16 protein-coding genes and 2 pseudogenes are annotated in these 17,295 nt (G+C 68.0%); 9 read left to right on the plus strand and 9 right to left on the minus strand.

What is annotated here, in order from left to right:
- Positions 1-27: 27 nt before the first annotated feature.
- Positions 28-1,122 (plus strand): protease inhibitor I42 family protein, encoded by a 1,095-nt coding sequence (locus LJB74_RS13880; protein WP_259309094.1) that lies wholly within the window; start codon positions 28-30, stop codon positions 1,120-1,122.
- A gap of 840 nt (positions 1,123-1,962) precedes the next feature.
- Here LJB74_RS13880 and LJB74_RS13885 read toward each other — a convergent pair.
- Both LJB74_RS13885 and LJB74_RS13890 read right to left on the minus strand, forming a co-directional pair.
- Entirely contained in the window at positions 1,963-3,273 is a 1,311-nt protein-coding gene (locus tag LJB74_RS13885; RefSeq protein ID WP_259309095.1) for an ISL3 family transposase, read from the minus strand.
- A gap of 460 nt (positions 3,274-3,733) precedes the next feature.
- Positions 3,734-4,333: a TetR/AcrR family transcriptional regulator gene (locus tag LJB74_RS13890; RefSeq protein ID WP_259309096.1), complete on the minus strand. Its 600-nt coding sequence runs from the start codon at positions 4,331-4,333 to the stop codon at positions 3,734-3,736.
- Between the two features lie 83 nt (positions 4,334-4,416).
- On the opposite strand from LJB74_RS13890, the gene LJB74_RS13895 reads away from it, so the two are divergent.
- The gene (locus tag LJB74_RS13895) at positions 4,417-5,886 is read left to right on the plus strand and encodes an MDR family MFS transporter (RefSeq protein WP_259309097.1); all 1,470 of its coding nucleotides are present in this window, start codon (positions 4,417-4,419) and stop codon (positions 5,884-5,886) included.
- 63 nt (positions 5,887-5,949) lie between these two features.
- Here LJB74_RS13895 and yidC read toward each other — a convergent pair whose 3' ends face one another.
- A complete protein-coding gene (gene yidC / locus LJB74_RS13900; RefSeq protein WP_259309098.1) occupies positions 5,950-6,897 on the minus strand; it encodes a membrane protein insertase YidC in 948 nt (315 codons plus the stop codon).
- A 689-nt stretch (positions 6,898-7,586) separates the two neighbouring features.
- Positions 7,587-8,168: a TetR/AcrR family transcriptional regulator gene (locus LJB74_RS13905; RefSeq protein WP_259309099.1), complete on the minus strand. Its 582-nt coding sequence runs from the start codon at positions 8,166-8,168 to the stop codon at positions 7,587-7,589.
- 62 nt (positions 8,169-8,230) lie between these two features.
- Here LJB74_RS13905 and LJB74_RS13910 point away from each other — a divergent pair, with 62 nt between their 5' ends.
- Together LJB74_RS13910 and LJB74_RS13915 are read left to right on the plus strand one after the other, a co-directional pair.
- Positions 8,231-8,902 carry an SDR family NAD(P)-dependent oxidoreductase gene (locus tag LJB74_RS13910; protein ID WP_259309100.1) on the plus strand — a complete coding sequence of 224 codons (672 nt, stop codon included), beginning with the start codon at positions 8,231-8,233 and terminating at the stop codon, positions 8,900-8,902.
- On the plus strand, positions 8,854-9,201 hold the full coding sequence (locus LJB74_RS13915; protein WP_259310438.1) for a hypothetical protein: 348 nt from the start codon (positions 8,854-8,856) through the stop codon (positions 9,199-9,201). The genes LJB74_RS13910 and LJB74_RS13915 overlap by 49 nt, the downstream gene beginning before the upstream one ends.
- A gap of 143 nt (positions 9,202-9,344) precedes the next feature.
- Here LJB74_RS13915 and LJB74_RS13920 read toward each other — a convergent pair.
- Positions 9,345-10,151, minus strand: a pseudogene (locus tag LJB74_RS13920) (IS5 family transposase); the annotation flags it as partial.
- 112 nt (positions 10,152-10,263) lie between these two features.
- On the opposite strand from LJB74_RS13920, the pseudogene LJB74_RS13925 reads away from it, so the two are divergent.
- A pseudogene (locus tag LJB74_RS13925) lies at positions 10,264-10,797 on the plus strand (transposase); the annotation flags it as partial.
- Positions 10,798-10,970: 173 nt separating this feature from the next.
- Here the strand turns inward: LJB74_RS13925 and LJB74_RS13930 are convergent.
- Positions 10,971-11,372: a nitroreductase/quinone reductase family protein gene (locus tag LJB74_RS13930; protein WP_259309101.1), complete on the minus strand. Its 402-nt coding sequence runs from the start codon at positions 11,370-11,372 to the stop codon at positions 10,971-10,973.
- 301 nt (positions 11,373-11,673) lie between these two features.
- On the opposite strand from LJB74_RS13930, the gene LJB74_RS13935 reads away from it, so the two are divergent.
- Together LJB74_RS13935 and LJB74_RS13940 are read left to right on the plus strand one after the other, a co-directional pair.
- On the plus strand, positions 11,674-12,063 hold the full coding sequence (locus LJB74_RS13935; protein ID WP_259309102.1) for a tautomerase family protein: 390 nt from the start codon (positions 11,674-11,676) through the stop codon (positions 12,061-12,063).
- 177 nt (positions 12,064-12,240) lie between these two features.
- A complete protein-coding gene (locus LJB74_RS13940; RefSeq protein ID WP_259309103.1) occupies positions 12,241-12,861 on the plus strand; it encodes an FMN-binding negative transcriptional regulator in 621 nt (206 codons plus the stop codon).
- Between the two features lie 294 nt (positions 12,862-13,155).
- On the opposite strand, the gene LJB74_RS13945 is transcribed toward LJB74_RS13940, so the two are convergent.
- The 3 genes from LJB74_RS13945 to LJB74_RS13955 form a co-directional block, all read right to left on the minus strand.
- Positions 13,156-14,034, minus strand: a complete 879-nt coding sequence (locus LJB74_RS13945; protein WP_259309104.1) for a phosphotransferase — start codon at positions 14,032-14,034, stop codon at positions 13,156-13,158.
- A 207-nt stretch (positions 14,035-14,241) separates the two neighbouring features.
- Complete coding sequence (locus LJB74_RS13950; RefSeq protein ID WP_259309105.1) at positions 14,242-14,757, minus strand: hypothetical protein; 516 nt, start codon at positions 14,755-14,757, stop codon at positions 14,242-14,244.
- Positions 14,758-15,171: 414 nt separating this feature from the next.
- Positions 15,172-15,339, minus strand: a complete 168-nt coding sequence (locus tag LJB74_RS13955) for a hypothetical protein (RefSeq protein WP_259309106.1) — start codon at positions 15,337-15,339, stop codon at positions 15,172-15,174.
- 55 nt (positions 15,340-15,394) lie between these two features.
- Between LJB74_RS13955 and LJB74_RS13960 the strand changes: the two genes are divergently transcribed.
- The gene (locus LJB74_RS13960; protein WP_259309107.1) at positions 15,395-16,318 is read left to right on the plus strand and encodes an alpha-amylase family glycosyl hydrolase; all 924 of its coding nucleotides are present in this window, start codon (positions 15,395-15,397) and stop codon (positions 16,316-16,318) included.
- Entirely contained in the window at positions 16,284-17,255 is a 972-nt protein-coding gene (locus LJB74_RS13965; protein WP_259309108.1) for an alpha-amylase family glycosyl hydrolase, read from the plus strand. The genes LJB74_RS13960 and LJB74_RS13965 overlap by 35 nt, the downstream gene beginning before the upstream one ends.
- Positions 17,256-17,295 lie beyond the last annotated feature (40 nt).

The following is a 17,295-nucleotide window of genomic DNA, read 5'->3' on the forward strand; positions in this document are numbered from 1 at the left end:
GAGGGCTCGCCACAGGAGCACATAGCGATGCGAATCAACCCCGCACTCGGTCGCGCGTCAATGGAGGCACAGCGACTCCTCGCCAAACGGGTGATCTCGTGGGACGAGCCGATCGATGTCTTCAAGATCGTCCAGGATGAAGGAATCTGGCTAGTAAGCAAGCCGCTCGGTGCGGGCCTCTACGGCTTCTACCTCCGCGAGGGTGATGCGACCGGTATCGTGGTCAACGCCAACCACCCAGAGAGTCTTCAGCGCTATACGGCTGCACACGAGTTGGGGCACCATGTGTTGGGTCACGAATCCCATCTCGACGGCCCCGACGACGTGAGGGGCCCAATCGAGAAGGCGCGCGCGAACGAGCTCGCAGCCCAGGTGTTTGCCGGCAACTTGCTGATGCCTCTCCAGGCGGTAAACCGCGCTTTGCGCCGCCAGGGAGTAGCTCGACAGGCGAGTCCAACTGCTGCGCAGGCTTACATGCTCGCTAGGGACCTCGATGTGAGTTTCAGCGCCGCTGTGTGGCAACTGGTCAACCTGAGGAGGCTCAACCATCAGGCAGCGGACAACTACGTCCGCGCTGGAGCGGCGGCCGTCAAGCGCGCACTGCGATCCGGAGACCATCCCGAGGGCAACAACCGCGCCGATCTTCTCCTGCTTGATCAGCGCTCCAACGGCTTGGCCGCGGTCTGCAGGATCGGCGATGAGCTCCGAGTGCGGCTGCCCGAGAATCCATCGACCGGGTACCAATGGCGACTCCGTGAACCACCGGCGGCCGCGCTAGGTGCGCGCGGGGCGGTTTGGGATGGCGGGCGGTTGCTCACAAGTGAGACCGCCGTCTCGGCGGCCCTCGCCGCGTCATCTGAACTTCGCGTGGTCCTCGATACGTTCCTGACGTCAGGAAGCAGTGAGACCGTTGGTGGGGGAGGAGTGCGGGAACTCGTGATGCTGGCGGACGAGGCGGGTTCGGCTCGCATCCAGGCAGTCCTCGCACGTCCCTGGCAGCCCGATGGCGTGGTCGAGGAGTTTGGAGTCTCAGTAAGGGTCGCGCCCTCTCATTCGCTGGAGGGGTTTGCCTACGGGCAAATTGTGGCCCACCAGTTTCGCGTCGCCCGGCGGATCGCATGATCGACTGGATCGTCGACAATCGTTCGCCATTTCCGACTGTCGCTGATCAGGGCCACCGTGGCACGTGCCTCTCGATGGCGATCACCGCGGTCCACGCCTTCCAGTCGCAGGTCGCACACAGCGCGGAGTATCTGCACTGGGCGAGCGGCAAATACCCGAGAGGCCGTGGGGACGTGGGTTCAGCCGGATCAGCCCTGCTCGGCGACGGCCAGCCCCCCGAGGCGCAGTGGCCCTACGACGAGCATGCCGACGAGGCGGACCCATCGTATGGGCCGCCTCCGGCGGCGATCGGGCCGTACGTTCGGGCGCACGTAGTCCCGGGTACCGGCATCCAAGAGATCCGGCCGGCACTAGAGTCCGGACGATGGCCGGTTCTGCTCCTCCGCGTAACCGGCTCCTTCCTTGCGGGAACGGGCGTTGTCTTGCCTGATGGGCCGGGCACTGCGCGGCACGCCGTGGCCGCGGTGGGGATTGCCCGAGCCTCTGGTCCGGGTCTGCCCACGGGGCTGGTGGACGGAGAGCTCCTTGTCTGCGTGAGAAACAGCTGGGGCGAGTCGTGGGGATCTAGCGGGCACGCCCTGGTGAGCGAGACGGCGCTTGGGCAGTGTCTCGAAGGTGTTTTGACCATCGAGCCTGCCTAATGACTCAAACAGACGCGTCCGTGGTCAGCGCGTAGTCAGCGCCCAGCCCAGAACGGTGTCATTCCACGAACTACCAGCGCATATTTCCGCAGGTCAGCGCGTTATCCACATCCCCAGATCGAACTCCTGAAGCGGGTGTCAGCAGTTCGGATCTACCCAGGCGCGCTGTGTTAGCCCTGGTCAGGGCGGGGTTGATGGCTCATCGCGAATGAGAGTGTAGGAGTGGTCTGAATCCGCCGGTCTCGAGCAGGCTGCGGGCGATGTGGTTGGTGAGGTTTCGGAAGCCGAGGGCGGAGCCGCGCAGGTGCTCGAGGCGGCCATTGATCGCCTCCGTGGGGCCGTTGCTCGTGCCGGGCAGGTCGAAGTAGGCCAGGACGTCGCTGACGCGGCGAGCCAGGGTGCGCCCGAGGCGTCGCAGCTCTGTGAGTGCAGCCGGCACGCCTCGGCGCAGGGAGTCGATCACGGCGCGTAACTGGCGTGCTCCGGCGGCTCGGTCGGGGTCGCGGTAGGCGGCGACGATGCGCTGGTAGACCGCCCAGGTGACTTCGACCTGCACATGCTCATCGGTCGTGAACACCGCCTCGATGCGGGCGCGCTGGCGGTCGGTGAGCAACTCTTGGCCGGTGTGCAAGACGCGGCGGATCCCGAACAGCGGATCACCGGCGTGGCGGCGGTGGCCGCGGGTGGCTTGCTGGACGCGTTGGCGACACCGGTCCAGAGCGTCCCCGGCGAGCTGGACGACGTGGAACGGGTCCATCACCTGCGTTGCGTCCGGCAGCGCTTCGACGGCCGCGGTCTTGAAGCCGGTGAACCCGTCCATCGCGACCACCTCGACCCCGTGCCGGAAGGACTCCGACTGCTGGTCGAGCCAGGTCTTGAACACCTGCTTGGGACGGCCCTCGACCATGTCCAGCAGCCGGGCCGGACCCGTGCCGTCGCGCACCGGGGTCAGGTCGATGACCACGGTCACATACCTGTCGCCGAGCCTCGTGTGTCGCCAGGCGTGCTCATCGACACCGATCACCGCGACGTCATCGAACCGGGCCGGGTCGCTGATCAGCACCCGGTGGCCCTCGGCCAGGACCGCGTCGTTCGCCGTGTGCCAACCCACTCCCAGCCCTTCGGCAATCCGCGCGACGGTCAGGTGCTGGACGACCAGGCCGACCAGCGCCCACGCCAACCCGCCGCGGGACAGCTTCGACCTGGGCTCGGCCGCCCTGGTCATGTCCTGCCGCCACACCCGCCGGCACGACCCGCACCGGTAGCGGCGCACCCGCACCAGCAACGTCGTGGGCCGATGCCCGAACGGTGCATGCGCGAGTCGCCGGGTCACCGTCTCACGCGCCAGCCCCGCCGCCCCGCAACCCCGGCAGAAGTCATCCGGCTCCACGATCCGGCACTCCAGCACGGCGCGCTGCGCGGTCACGTGCTGCCCGGTGACCTCCAGCCCGAGCTCGTCGAGCCGGCAGAACACCGTCAGATCAGGAGGCGCGAAGGTAGCGTGAAGCACGTCGAGGTCTTCCGTCGAGCAGGCGTAGGAACCTCCATCCTCGGAAGACCTCGACCCCTACCCGACCACCGACGCGCCGAACCCACCTACACCCTCGTTCGCGAAGAGCCGGGTTGTCGCTCCGCGACCGCCGGTTGTTGGCCGTCTTGAGGGGTGCAAGTGGGGTGAAGGTGACGCCCGCTCCACTGGTGCGGGTGTCGCCGCGCCCAGCGAGTGACCTCGAGAGCGGAACCGCCAGTTCCATGGGGGACGTCGGTGCCCGAACTCGAAGGTGGTCGGGTCCGTGTCTGCTCGCCTTCACCACGCCGCCGCGGAGTCCAGCTGTGCGGACAGCGCTGCCGGTTCGACGGCAGGATCGTCGATGAGACCAATGCTCCCCATTGCAGGCGTCGTCGCCAGTCGCCACAGCCGCGTTCCGCACGGAAAGCCCGACGCTCTCTGGCCGTCGCGCCCAGCGAATCTATCCCCGTGACGTTCGTCGTGGATCCGTAGCGAGGGGGAGGAACACGTTGTCGACGATGTCGACGATCGTCTCGTCAGGTACGCGACTGAGGGTCATGATCAGCTCGTGGCGCAGCAGGTCGGAGGGCAGTCTGACGATCTGCGGCGGAAGGCCCTCCGGAGACAGGTCGCCGCGGCTGACGGCGTGCTGGACGACCTGAGTCAGGGCGCGACTCTGGTCGCCGAAGAGCTGGGTGCGCAGCTGTGCCGGGGTGAGCGTGATCTCGTTGTCGAAGTAGGCGCTGAGGATGGAGCTGAACAGGGCGGCGGCGTGTTCGCCGCGCCTGTTGGCCGACCGCATCAGCGTGAGCACGTCCTCGCGTAACGAGCCGGTGTCGGGGATCTCGGCCGAGGGTGCGAAACCCTGGTGGGCGAGCACGGCCAGCAGTAGGGCTTCCTTGTCCGGCCAGCGCCGGTAGAGGGCCGCCTTGCCCGTCTTGGCGCGCTCGGCGATGGCCTCGAAGGTGAAGCCCGGGTAGCCCTTGTCGATCAGCTGCACCCACCCCGCGTCGAGGATCGCGTCCTCGAGCGTCGCGCCGCGCCGTCTGGTCCCCGTCATGCCCCTCCTCATTGTGCTCGCTTGCGTTCCTTATTCTACTCGCCTAACGTAAGGAACGCATACGTTCCCTATTGGAGGTCGTGGTGACAGACGCACACCCGCAGGCGGCGCCGTCGACACAGTCGACCGGCCGGCTGCTCACAGCACTTGTCGTAGGCGGGATCACGGCGATCCTGGACACGACGATCGTGGCGATCGGGCTGCACACGCTCACCGTGCAGCTCCACGCCCCGATATCGACGATCCAGTGGGTCAGCACCGGCTACCTGCTCGCCCTGGCGACCGCGATTCCGTTCGTGGGCTGGGCACAGGCCCGTTTCGGTGGCCGACGGCTGTGGCTGTTCGCCCTGGGGCTGTTCGTGCTCGGGTCGGTTCTCAGCGCATGCGCGTGGAACGTCGAGTCGTTGATCGCCTTCCGCATCCTCCAAGGACTCGCCGGCGGAATCATGTTTCCGCTCATGCAGACCCTTGCCATGCAGCACGTCGCCCCGGAGGCGAGGACACGGACGATGGCGAGCGTGAGCCTGCCCGCCGCACTCGGCCCGGTTCTCGGTCCGGTGCTCGGCGGGCTGGTGCTGAACTGGCTCACCTGGCGGTGGTTGTTCCTCATCAACGTCCCCGTCGGCGTCGTCGGCCTCATCCTCGCCGTCCTGTTCATCACCGACGACCGCCCCAGCCGGGAAGCCCCTCGCCCGCGGCTCGACGTCGTCGGCGCCGTGCTCCTCGCCCCAGGCCTGGCGGGACTCCTCTACGGCCTGTCCAACACGCACGCCGAGGGCGCCTTCACCCGGACCGACGTGCTCATCCCCGGCATCGGCGGCGCGATCCTGCTGGCAGGCTTCATCATCTGGGCTACCCGGCTCGCCGGCGCGGCCCTCGTCGACGTGCGACTGCTCGCGGTGCGCTCGGTGCGAGTCTCCTCGATCGCGCTCACGTTCGTCGGCACAGCGCTCTTCGCCGGCAACCTCTTGCTGCCGCTGTACTTTCAGGCCCTGCGCGGCTACAGCGTCCTCGATGCCGCGCTGCTGCTCATCCCCCAGGGGATCGGCACCCTGCTCGCCCGGTCGGTCGTCGGGAGACTGGTCTCCACGTTCGGCCCCCGCATCGTCGCCGTCGTCGGGTTCCTCGGCGTCGCCGCCGCAACCGTGCCGTTCGCCCTCGCAGGCACCCACACCGACCTCTGGCTCCTCTGCACCGTCCTGTTCGTTCGCGGACTGGGCCTGGGCGTCGTCCTCATCCCGATCATGACTGCCGCGTACGTCGACATCCGCAAGGACCAGATGCCCCAGGCGTCCGCCATCACCCGCATCGTCCTGCAGCTCGGTGGGGCCTTCGGCACCGCCCTCGTCGCGGTCGTCCTCACCGCGGCCGCGACCGTGGCTCACCCCGAGGCCGGATTCGACGCCGCCTTCTGGTGGACCACCGTCATCACCCTTGCCGCCGCGGCCGTCGCCCTCCTTCTGCCCGCACAGGATCAGGGCAAGGCTCGCGTCACCGACGTGTCCGACGCACCGAGTGTTCCGGTCCGAGCACGAGAAGAGGCGACTCGATGAGCCCCATCGACGCGAGAGGTCTCACGACGCGCTTCGGCCGCGTCACGGCAGGGTCTGGCCGGCTCATGCCCGGTTCTTGCGGACCGGTTGCGTGCGCTGTCCCTTCCGTGCTCTGGTCTCCGCGACATCGGTGTTCTCGACGGGTCCCGTTGTGGCGTCGTCCACGATTCCCCTGCGTGCGTTCCGCTCGCGTTCTGCCCGAGAACCGGGCGTCGGCATCCGGCGGATCGTGTAGAACTGCTGCCCCATCGACCAGATGTTCGTCGTGGTCCAGTACAGCAGGACGCCGATCGGCAGGCCGACCCCGGAGAAGCCCATGACCAGCGGCATGACGTAGAGCATGACCTTCTGTGTCTGGGCTGCCTGGCCTTCGAGCGCTGCCGCCGGCATGTTCTTCATCGTCAGCTGACGTTGGGTCAGGAACAGTGTCGCGGCCATCGCCACGATCAGCACGATCGTCACGATGCGGGTGCTGGTCGCAAGGCCAGGATCGACACCCGCGCTCGCGAAGGTGGCCGACAGGGGTGCTCCGAAGATCTGCGACGTCTCAGCCTGATGGGCGACCTCCCGACCGATCGGTCCGATCGGGCCCAGGGCGCCTGAGGCGATCTGGGTGAGTCCTCTGAGCACCTGGAACAGGGCGAGGAAGACGGGCGACTGGACGAGCAACGGCAGGCACGACGCGAGTGGGTTCGTCCCGTGCTTCTTGTACAGCGCCATCGTCTCGCGGTTCTGGGCCTCGCGGGAGGCCGGGTCACTCTTGCCCTTGTACTTCTTCTGGATGGCCTGCAGCTCGGGGGTGAGCTGCTGCATTCCGCGCTGCGCGTGGATCTGCTTGAAGAACAGTGGAATGAGGATGATCCGGATGACGACGACGAGGACGACGACCGACAGGCCCCAGGTTGCACCGGATGCCGGGTTCAGACCGATCCAGGTGAGCGCGGAGTGGGCCAGGTACATGATCCATGCCACTACCCACTCGATCGGGTAGAGAAGTTTGTAGAAGTCCATGGGAGAAGTCCCTCGGGAGAGGCGGGCGGTACGTGCGCCCGCAAAGGCTCGTGTTCGTGCAGGGGTGGGCGCGTGTTGATCGGCCATGTCGCTCGCCGTGACCTCATTGACCAGGTCAGCGCTGTGTGGCGTCGCCAACTGCGGCGTTTCGACACCAATCCAGCGCGGCAACGGCGCGCTCTGCGAAGGCATCCACCTCGTCGGTGGCACACGCTTCGGATCTCACAACGGAGCGGGGATCGCTACACCCGCATCCAGGGGACGTCAGGCCCGGGGTGGGGACACGCCACGCGGCGAGAGCGGCGTGATCGGCAGGATGGCAAACCCAGAGGCGAATGGCCTCACCCGGGCGCTGAGGACTGACCAGTCCCGCCCAACCGCCTCGTCAACCGGACGTCCGCTCGTCGACACCACGACAAGCGCAATCCCGAGAACGATCAAGAGCCACGCGGAATGGGAGGACGCGCCCTGCAAGATCCCCAGGATTCCCGTCGCCACGGCAAAGCCACCAGTGGCAAGAAGCAGGCGCGTGACTCTCCACATGAGGAGGGCAGCGCGGCGTTCCATGTGCTTACTGTACGTGGGGCCCGCTCTTCTGGGCGTCCCGATGTCAGGGGGCAATCGCCCGGGGCCGACGGCCAACGATGGCCGGTGATGCGTGCAGTCAACCGCCCCGATGGGGCGCACCGTCAGAGCACGAGGACATCGATCGCGACCTGGAGTCGTTGCCGGTAGGACTCTCGGTCCTCGACCTGGTGCTTGATGCCGATCGACGCACTGATCAGGGTCTGCGCTGCCGCTGCGGCCCTCGATCGGCCGATCCCGGTGGTGTCCGCGGTCATGGCGTCGGTGATCAGCTCGGTGAAGCGCTGCGGCGCAGTCTGGACGATTGGTCCGAGGAGCCCGGGGTTGTCCTCGATCACCGTCGTGATGTCACGTGCGATCGGCCCGACGTATCGCCCGGCCCACTGGTCGAAGGCTTCCAGGATCCGGACGGGCAGTGGCCGCGCGTCGTCCTTCAGGATCCTGTCGATGGCGAGCAGGTCCGCGTCGAGAGCGTGGGTCACGGCGGCGCGGAACAGCTCTTCCTTCGAGCTGAACAGGAAGTACAGACCAGGGCGCGAGATGTCCGCCGTCTGCGCGACCGTCTCCATCGACGTCTTGCGGTACCCGAAGCGCGCGAACGTCAGGAGCGCGGACTCGAGGACCGCCTCACGTCGATCCGTGCGGATCGCCGATGGAACGTCGAGCAGGACCTCGTCGTTGCTCATGGCCCGAGCATACGAGGCTGTACCGACTATACGCAAACGGTCTCGCATGTATAGTCCATGTCATGACAGCGCCTGACCTCCTCACTACCCGGTTCACCTCATCGAGCACCGCCGAGGAGGTGCTCCGTGACGTCGACCTGGACGGTGTGCGCGCCGTCGTCACCGGCGCCTCTTCCGGCCTCGGGGTCGAGACGGCACGCGCACTCGCCGCGGCCGGCGCGGACGTCACGCTTGCCGTCAGGAACGCCGCCGCGGGCCAGGCGGTCGCCGACGAGATCGAGCGATCTGGTGTCTCGATCAGGCCCCGGGTCGTGTGGCTGGACCTGGCGGACCAAGGCTCGGTATCCGGCTTCGTCGAGGCCTGGGACGGCCCGCTGCACCTGCTGATCAACAACGCCGGGGTCGTCACGGGCGGTCTCGAGCGCACCGCCGAGGGGTGGGAGCTGCAGTTCGCCACGAACCACCTCGGCCACTTCGCGCTCGCCGTCGGTCTCCACGACGCGCTCGCCCGAGGCGCAGCGGAGCGTGACGGAGCGCGGATCGTGTCCCTCAGCTCCACGGCCCACATGCGCTCGGGCATCGACTTCGACGACCTCCACTTCGAGCGTCGCAGCTACGACCCCCAGATCGCGTACGCCCAGTCGAAGACGGCGAACTCCCTGTTCGCCGTTGAAGCGACCACGCGGTGGGCGTCCGACGGGATCGTCGCGAACGCGGCCAATCCCGGGGGATAGCGACCGGGCTGCAGCGCAACTTCACGACGCAGCAGAGGGAGTCCCTCGACGCGGCGGCCGCGTCGGGAGTCTTCACCTACAAGACCGTCCAACAGGGGGCCGCCACCACGATCGTCGCCGCGACCTCCCCCGAGTTCGCGCACACCGGCGGTCACTACCTCGACGACGCCCAAGAGGCCTACACCGTGGCGAACGACGCCGACCTTGCCGAGCACCCCCACGGCGTGAAGTGGTGGGCGCTCGACCCAGCCCTCGCCGAGCGCCTGTGGGTGGTGTCCACCGAGCTGCTCGCCGGCTGACCAGAACGGTTCAGCTCGCCGACCGCGCGTTCAGCTCGCCGGCGCCCGGCGCGGATGTCCGAACGCCTCCCGCGCATGCGACGGGGGGAGTGTCCGGCCTCCGACGTGCAGCCGACACCAGCGGCTCCCTCGTCCATGGAGGACCCGACGCGGCCCTCGACGACGTTGCGGTCGCGGTAGGCGGCGGTGTCGAGTCCGGGTGGGCGCCCGCCGCGGGACCCGCGGCGTTTGCGGGCGGCGATCTGGTCGGACTTCTCGCGGGGATGACGACCTTGATCCCGCGGGCGTGCAGGGCGCGACGGTAGACCCCGGCGGAGTACGCCTTGTCCGCGAGGACCGTGTCGGGTCGCGTGCGCGGGCGACCTGCGCCCAGGCGGGGGACGCGGATGTCGGCCAGGACCGCGTCGAGCAGGGCGCCGTCGTTGCGGTGCGCGCCGGTGACCACTGCGGCCAGCGGGCGCCCGTGCTCGTCGACCGCGGCGTGGATCTTGGTGGTCAGCCCGCCCCGTGAGCGTCCGATGCCGTGACCTGCAGGTTCACACTCGCTGATCGGCAGATTCCTGTGATTCGACCTTGCCCCCTGTGTCCTGGTCGGGGCGGGTCGTGTTCGTGCCGTGCTGGTGGGCGCGGGCGATCGTCGCGTCGACCGAGACCGTCCAGTCCACCTCGCCGGCCGCGTCCGCCTCGGCCAGCAACCGGGCCAACACCCGGTCCCAGGTCCCGTCCGCGGCATACCGGCGGTGGCGCTTCCATGCCGTCTGCCACGGCCCGAAGACCTCCCGCGGCAGGTCGCGCCACGGGATGCCGGTCCGATACCGGTAGGCGATCGCCTCGACCACCCGACGGTCGTCACCGAACGGATGACCGCGCCGACCCGCGTTCGACGGCAACGACGGCGCCACCCGAGCCCACTGCGCGTCGGTGAAGACCTGATACCGAGAAGACGTCACCCGCCCAGACTGCCGCGAGCCTCACCCCAGATATGGGAGACACGCTAGCCGGTCCACTCCGGGCGCCGGACCGCAAGCACCACGTCGATGGCCACGCCCCACAACAACGCCGAAGACCGCGATCGCCTCGGTGCTGCTCGGATCCTCCTGGCAACGCCGCCGGGTCCACAACGCCGGCAACGTGCTCGACACCGTCTCCAAGACCAACGCCGAGATGGTCGCCGCCGCGATCCGCACGATCTTCGCCCAACCCGACGCTGACCACGTGGTCGAGCAGTTCGAGGTCATCGCCACGATGCTGACCCGCTCCCACCCCAAGGTCGGGCACATGCTCACCGGCGCCCGCGAGGACCTGCTCGCGTTCACCGGGTTCCCCGCCGCGCACTGGAAGAAGATCTGGTCGACCAACCCCCTGGAACGACTGGACACGGAGGTCAAACGCCGCACCGACGTCGTGGGCGTCTTCCCCAATCCCGCCGCGCTGCTGCGACTGGCCGGCGCCGTCCTGGGCGAGGCCCACGACGAATGGGCCGCCACCGACCGCCGCTACCTCTCCGAACACTCCATGGTCCAGCTCGCCGCCATGACCACCCTGACCACCGTTGCCGAACAGGAGGTGGATGCCCCCGAACTCCTCACGGCATGATCTGAGCACCGACCCGCACGGTGTCGAGAAGCTCCACCACTCAGCGGGACGTCACCCCGCAGCACCGGCAGCTGCGACCACAGCACCACCATCCGCTGATGGTCAGACCCACGGTGCGCGGCTATGAGAGTGCGTACGGCGCCGGCGCGAAGGTGGCGGCGAAGGGCACGACGTCAACCGTCGTCAGGTGGTGTCCGATCCTGGCTCCTTCCTGCACGCGTGGACGTCAGTACGACCATGGGTGAGTTCGCGACCCAGTCCTCGATGGAGAACGGCTGCTCGGCATACCAGGGCTGAAGTCGCCACGCCTCCTGGGCGACACGGCGCCGCTTGCCGCGATCGGTCACTTCCTCCGCCTTGACTGCCAGGTCGCGGTCAGGAGCGCGCAGCTGCAGGACAGCGTCGGCGTGTTCTCGCAGGTTGGCGAGCCAGTGTCTGGCGCCGGGGGTTCCAGTCAGGACGATCTGCTCGTCGACGATCACGTACCAGACCTCGACGCGGCGCGGCTCGCCGCTGCGACGCCCGACGGTACTCAGGTAGCACGTACCGGTGGGCGGCATCTCGTCCACACCCATCCGTGAAGGCTAGTTGAGCTCGGTGGCCCACACCTTCTCGATCGGGGTTGGACGCGCATCGCTGCGACGGCCCGTGGCAGATCCGGGCGAGAGTAGTCGCCCTCACGTCGTCTGCACTCCGTGCGCCGGGATATCCGGAGAACACGGTTGACGCACGATCACCGCGCTCGCTGCGGCATGTGCGGATGCTCGAGTGGTGCAGCTCAGTGGACCAGGGGTCCGTTGGCGCCACCTGAAGAGTTCTTTCGGCGGAACGGTCCCTGGACCCGGCCCAGTGAGTCCGACCCGGAGAGGTGCCCCGATGTCCCAGTTCGTCGTCTACGGCCGCCGTGAGGTGCTTGCACCGTTGCGCGCAGAGTTCTCTGTCCTCCTCCAGGACGTCGCCGTCGCCGTCCTCGGGCTGCCGCCGGACAAGCGGTTCCACCGTTTCGTCCTGATGGATGCTGAGGACTTTCCCACGCCCCCTCACCGGTCCGAGCGCTACACGATCGTCGAGGTGATGATGTTCTCGGGACGCACGGTCGCGACGAAGAAGGCCTTCTATGCCGAGCTCTTCGCGGGGGTGGAGGCTCGGCTCGGCATCGCACCGAACGACCTGGAGATCCACATCCTCGAGACGCCTCGCCACGACTGGAGTATCCGCGGCACGGCCGGTGACGACCTGGCCCTGGCGTACGAGATCGAGCGCTGATCCACGACGATGTCGGCGGACGCTGAACCGGATCCGTCGAGGCGCTGGCCGTCCCCGCTGCTCAGGTAGCCGCACTCAACGTGGCACCCGGAGGCGCGGCCACGGTGTCGGCGTCGGGTCCATGGTGGACCTGGCAGGGTTGCTTCGCTGAGGGCCGGCGAACGGATACTGGCATCCATGTACACCCCTGCGCACTTCGGCGCCGATAGCGACGCATCGGCTCGTTTCCTGGCCGAGGTGGTCGCCGGTGACCTCGTGACCTCGACCGACGGCGGGCTTGTGGCGACGTTTCTGCCCGTGCTGCTCGATGCCGGTCCCGGTTCGCGCGGCTCGTTGATGGGGCATCTCGCGCGCAACAACGACCAGTGGCGACGGCCTGTGCGCGGGGAGGCGCTGTTCATCGCGCACGGGCCGGACGCCTACATCTCACCGTCCTGGTATGCGAGCAAGGTCGAGCACGGGCGCGTCGTGCCGACCTGGAACTACGCGACGGCGCATGTGTACGGAGAGCTCGTCATCCATGACGACGCGGCGTGGGTCGGCGCGCTGGTGCGCAGACTCACCGACCGGCACGAGGCGCACCGTGAGCACCCATGGAGCGTGGACGACGCACCGGCGAGGTTCACAACCGGACAGTTGCGGGCCATCGTCGGCGTGGAGCTGGTGATCTCCCGGGTCGAGGTGAAGGTCAAGATGAGCCAGAACCGCCCCGACCGGGACATCGAGGGAGTCGTGACCGGCCTGACGCAGGAGGGTCGACCCGATGCTGCGGCGATGGTCGATCGTTCACGGTCCTGACCTGAACAACCGCTCGGCCCGGCTCGCCCGGGGAGAACCGCCGCTTGCCGCCCACCGGTGTCCGGTTGCACGTCAGCTCCTCCGCCGAGGCGTGCGCACATCCGGAAGCGGTCCGGCGGGTGCAACCCGTCACGGTCTGCCGCCACGCCGGCCCGCGGCATGACCGGTCGCTTCGTGTTCTGCGGTCGGCATGCCGGACAGTTGCCATGACCCCGTGCAACGGTTCACTCGAAGGGTCACGCGGTGACCGCCTCCCCGTCGACGCGGCAGTCGACGTGCGCGTGGTCTCGCAGGTCAGGTGACGGCGTCGTGCAGCTCCTGGGCGTGGACCGCAAGCCATTCCTGACGCCGAAGGATGCGGTCGCCGACCCCTGCGTCCCACATGCGTCGCCAGCCACCGCCGAGGTGGTCGGCACGATGCTTCATCTGATGCCAGGTCCGGTCGGCAGCGTTCAGCATGACCGGGACGAGCAGCTGACGCTCCGGGCCCGAGAGCCCATAGGCGTCGACGAGCGTCGTGGCTCTGGCGAGGGGGTCGACGTCGCGCAGGACCGGTTCGCGGTCGCCGATCGGCATCAACGGCGCCCACCACTGAAGAACGTTGCCCACCTCCTCGGTCCGCGTGGCCGGTCTCACCAGATCGAAGTCGATCAGCGCGACGGCCACCGAGTCGCGGAACACGACGTTCTCCGGAGTCACGTCCATGTGGCCAAGAAGCTCAGCGGGCCCCGCGATCGAGGCCGGCATCCCCACCGGAGCTGCGACCCGGGTGCCAGCACAGGGAGCGGGGATCGCCAGCGTGGCCACGGCGTCATCGTAGGAACGCACCAGGCGAGCCACGCTGGCGATGCGTTGCTCGTCGGCCACCCACGCCGGCCAGGGGCGCCCCGCCACCTCCCCGGCAACGAAGGTCAGCACCTCACGGCCCTGTGCGTCGAGCCCGAGGAACCGAGGCGCCCCGGCGAAACCGACCCGGTCAAGATGGGCGAGGACCTCGTGGACGAGCCACGAGTGCGGGCCGACGGGGCGGCGGACCGTGTTCCCGACCCGCACCACCCCGTCGGTGACGTCACCACCAGGGAGCGGCACCTCCGCCTCGTCGCCCGCAGGAAGACCCTCAGCCACTACCCCGGAGGAGGGATCCGCGCCTCGTCGGTCCGGGCTCGCGGTCATCGCTTGATTCTCGCGCACGAGCCACCGCACGAGCGCCACAGGGACTCAGTCGTGTGGCGCTCCCTCAGCACTCGGTCGTGGGCGACCTCGACGGCCCGACCGCGGTGGTCACGCGGCTTCGATGTCGCTGAATTCCCCACAAGGGCCGCGCAACCGGACCTGAACGACACGTAGCCGCCGACGCGCGGGTTCACCAGCGCAGCGCGGTTACTCCCGGACGAGGGCCCGGTCACCCGTTGTCGCGGACAGAGAAAGGAGTGCGGCAGGGAGGAGCATTCCGATGCATGCCACGATGAAGGGCGCTACCAGTGCGGCTCGCTCGAGGGAGACGGCACCCGCCGCAGCGGCCGCGAAGCACCAGAGCGTGAACCTCGATCCGCCCCGACGAGAGGTCCGCACCACGAGGCCGGCGGCGACAGCAACTCCGAGGCTCTGTGCCGCGGCTGTCCACACGTCGGCGAGGGTTGGATCGTCGAGGCCCGTGCCCGTGCCGGACAGAGTGAACCCGACTCCCACTCCTCCGCCTATCGCCATGGGTACCGCGCCCCAGAGCGCAAGGTCGCGCGCCATCATGGCCCGTGCCTCGGGGGTCCGACGGGCGATCGCCCCGATCCGCATCCAGAAGATCAGGAGGGCGAAGAACGCCCACAACGCCAGCGTCGGCACGACGTACCCGACTCCATCCGGGCACATCCATTCGGCGACGCCTCCGGGCGCTGCCACGACGTCGCATCCGACATGTCGCGATCGGAGGATGCCGACGCCGATGAGAGTCGGAATCGGCGCCGTGACCGCGCCGACCATGGCGCCGCTCCGCAGTTGCCCCCGATAGTGCACGCCACGACCGTACTCGCCACGCTCTCCGCGCCGGCCCGACCGAGGTCGACGTGCTCGAGGTCCGGCAGATCAGGAACGACCACCCGGGCGACGACCCGGGCGACCGACTGCGTGTCGCGTCTCGCCTCAGTACTCCGGTCGAGGGCGGGGCGCGGAGGGGATGACGGCGCCGCAAGGCCTTCGTGGACCGGTCCTCGGGCGCGTGGAACGCGGTACCCGCTGGACCTTGACACCGTCGAATCCCCATCGCTAGGTTGTTAGTAAATCGAATAACTAACGACGTGGAGCGTCACGCTGAGATCACTCGGCGTGACCACCGCACGACGTGGCGGCATCCGACGACGAGTACCCGACCACCCTCACCGACGAGATCGAAGGGGGGCGCTCGTCGATCCGGGCCGCGGCGGGTTCGCGCTCGCCGACCTCGGCGAGTGAGCCCTTCGCGGAGTGCGCGTCCGACACGGCCACGTCACGAAGCTGCTCGGTCTCTCGGCAAGTCAGCACCCCAACGGGAAGGACAATGATGTCTCGCACCAGGAACCGCACGACTCGGCTGGGAATCTTCGCAACGATCGCCGCACTGGCGGTAGCGGGCTCGGCGGCGGTGACCGCCCCCGCCGTGGCCTACGTGGCTCCCGGCTCGCCCGGGAACCTCGCTGAGGGCGACGTGATCTACCAGGTGCTCGTGGACCGCTTCTCCAACGGGGACACGACGAACGACAACTTCGGTTACGGCGAGTACGACCCGAACAACCTGGGCATGTACCACGGTGGTGACTGGAAGGGCCTCACGAACCACCTGCAGTACATCAAGGACCTTGGCGTCACGGCGGTCTGGATCTCTCCGGTGTCGCAGCAGGAGCCGCTGAGCAGGGACGGCACAGAGGCCAGCTACCACGGCTACTTCACCCACGACTTCGCGACGCCCAACGAGCACTTCGGGTCCAAGGCGGACCTGCAGACACTGGTCAACACCGCCCACGGGTTGGGTCTGAAGATGATCCTGGACGTGGTTCCGAACCATACGGCGGACTACCTCGCGGGGACGTCGACCACCTACTCGCCCACGACGTACGCCCCGGCCGCGCCGCTGAACAACTCGTCCCTGTTCCACCACACCGGCGACTGCCTCTTCGACGGATCGATGAACCAGTCGCAGCTGGAGTCGTGTGACCTGGGCGGCTTGGACGACCTCGACCAGTCCAACAGCACGGTGGACACGTACCTGAAGACCACGTACAAGGACTGGGTCCAGGGCATCGGGTTCGACGGCGTGCGAGTTGACGCTGCGCGAAGCATCCCCCAGCCCTGGCTCAGCTCCTTCGAGCAGGCGGTCGGCGTCCCATCGTTCGGGGAAGTGTTCGACGGCAACATCGACTACGTCTCCTCGTACCAGAACTACGAGTGGGGGGGTGCTCGACTTCCCGTACTTCTTCACGGCGCGTGATGCTCTGGCCGGTGACGGGGACCTCAACAACCTGTCCACGCTGTTCTCCCAGGACTACAAGTACGCCAACGCCAACCGCCTGGAAACCTTCCTGGACAACCACGATCGGGCCCGGTTCCTCGCCCGTGCCGGTGACAACTTCCAGAGGCTGCGCGAAGGGCTCACGTTCCTGATGACCAGCCGCGGGGTCCCCGTGATCTACTACGGGACCGAGCAGGCCGACAACGGGAACATGAACGCCAACGAGGTGCCGATCGCGAACAAGGACAACCGGAAGGACCTGTCCAGCTTCAGTGAGTCGGGCACCATCTACGTGCACATCAAGCGGCTCAACGAGATCAAGAAGGCGTACCCGAGCCTTCGCGTCGGAACGCAGCGCGAGATGTGGAAGGACACGAGCGTGTACGCGTTCTCACGTCGTGTGGACACCACCGGAGCCGAGACCATCTCGGCGATCAGCGACAGCTGGAGCGCCCAGACGCGTACCATCCCGCTCCGGGCCGAGTCCACCATCCCTGTGGGGACGGTGCTGACCAACCTCATGAACACCAGTGAGTCCGTCACCGTGCAGTCGGGCGGCGTCACCGGCAAGCAGATCACGGTGACGCTCGGCGAGCACGACGCCAAGGTCTTCGCTCCGGGTGCGCCGGTGAGCGCCTACAGCCCGCCTGCTCGCACGCTGACGACGGTCCGCGTCCACTACAACGTCGGGTACGGCAACACCCTGAGCATCCGGGGCGACACCAACCCGTTCTCCTGGACGCAAGGGATCGCGGCGCGCAACACCTCCACGGACGTGTGGGAGTTCCAGCTCGAGCGGATCCCCGTCGGTCAGTCGTTCCAGTTCAAGCCGCTGATCAACGACACGACCTGGTCGGCCGGCAACAACTACACGGGAACTGGCGGACAGACGGTGGACATCTACCCGACGTTCTGAGAGCAGGCCGCGGGGCGGGGCCCTCGCCCCGCGGCCGCCC

The sequence above is a fragment of the Cellulomonas sp. P24 genome, from assembly GCF_024704385.1.
Classification (GTDB): Bacteria; Actinomycetota; Actinomycetes; order Actinomycetales; family Cellulomonadaceae; genus JAJDFX01.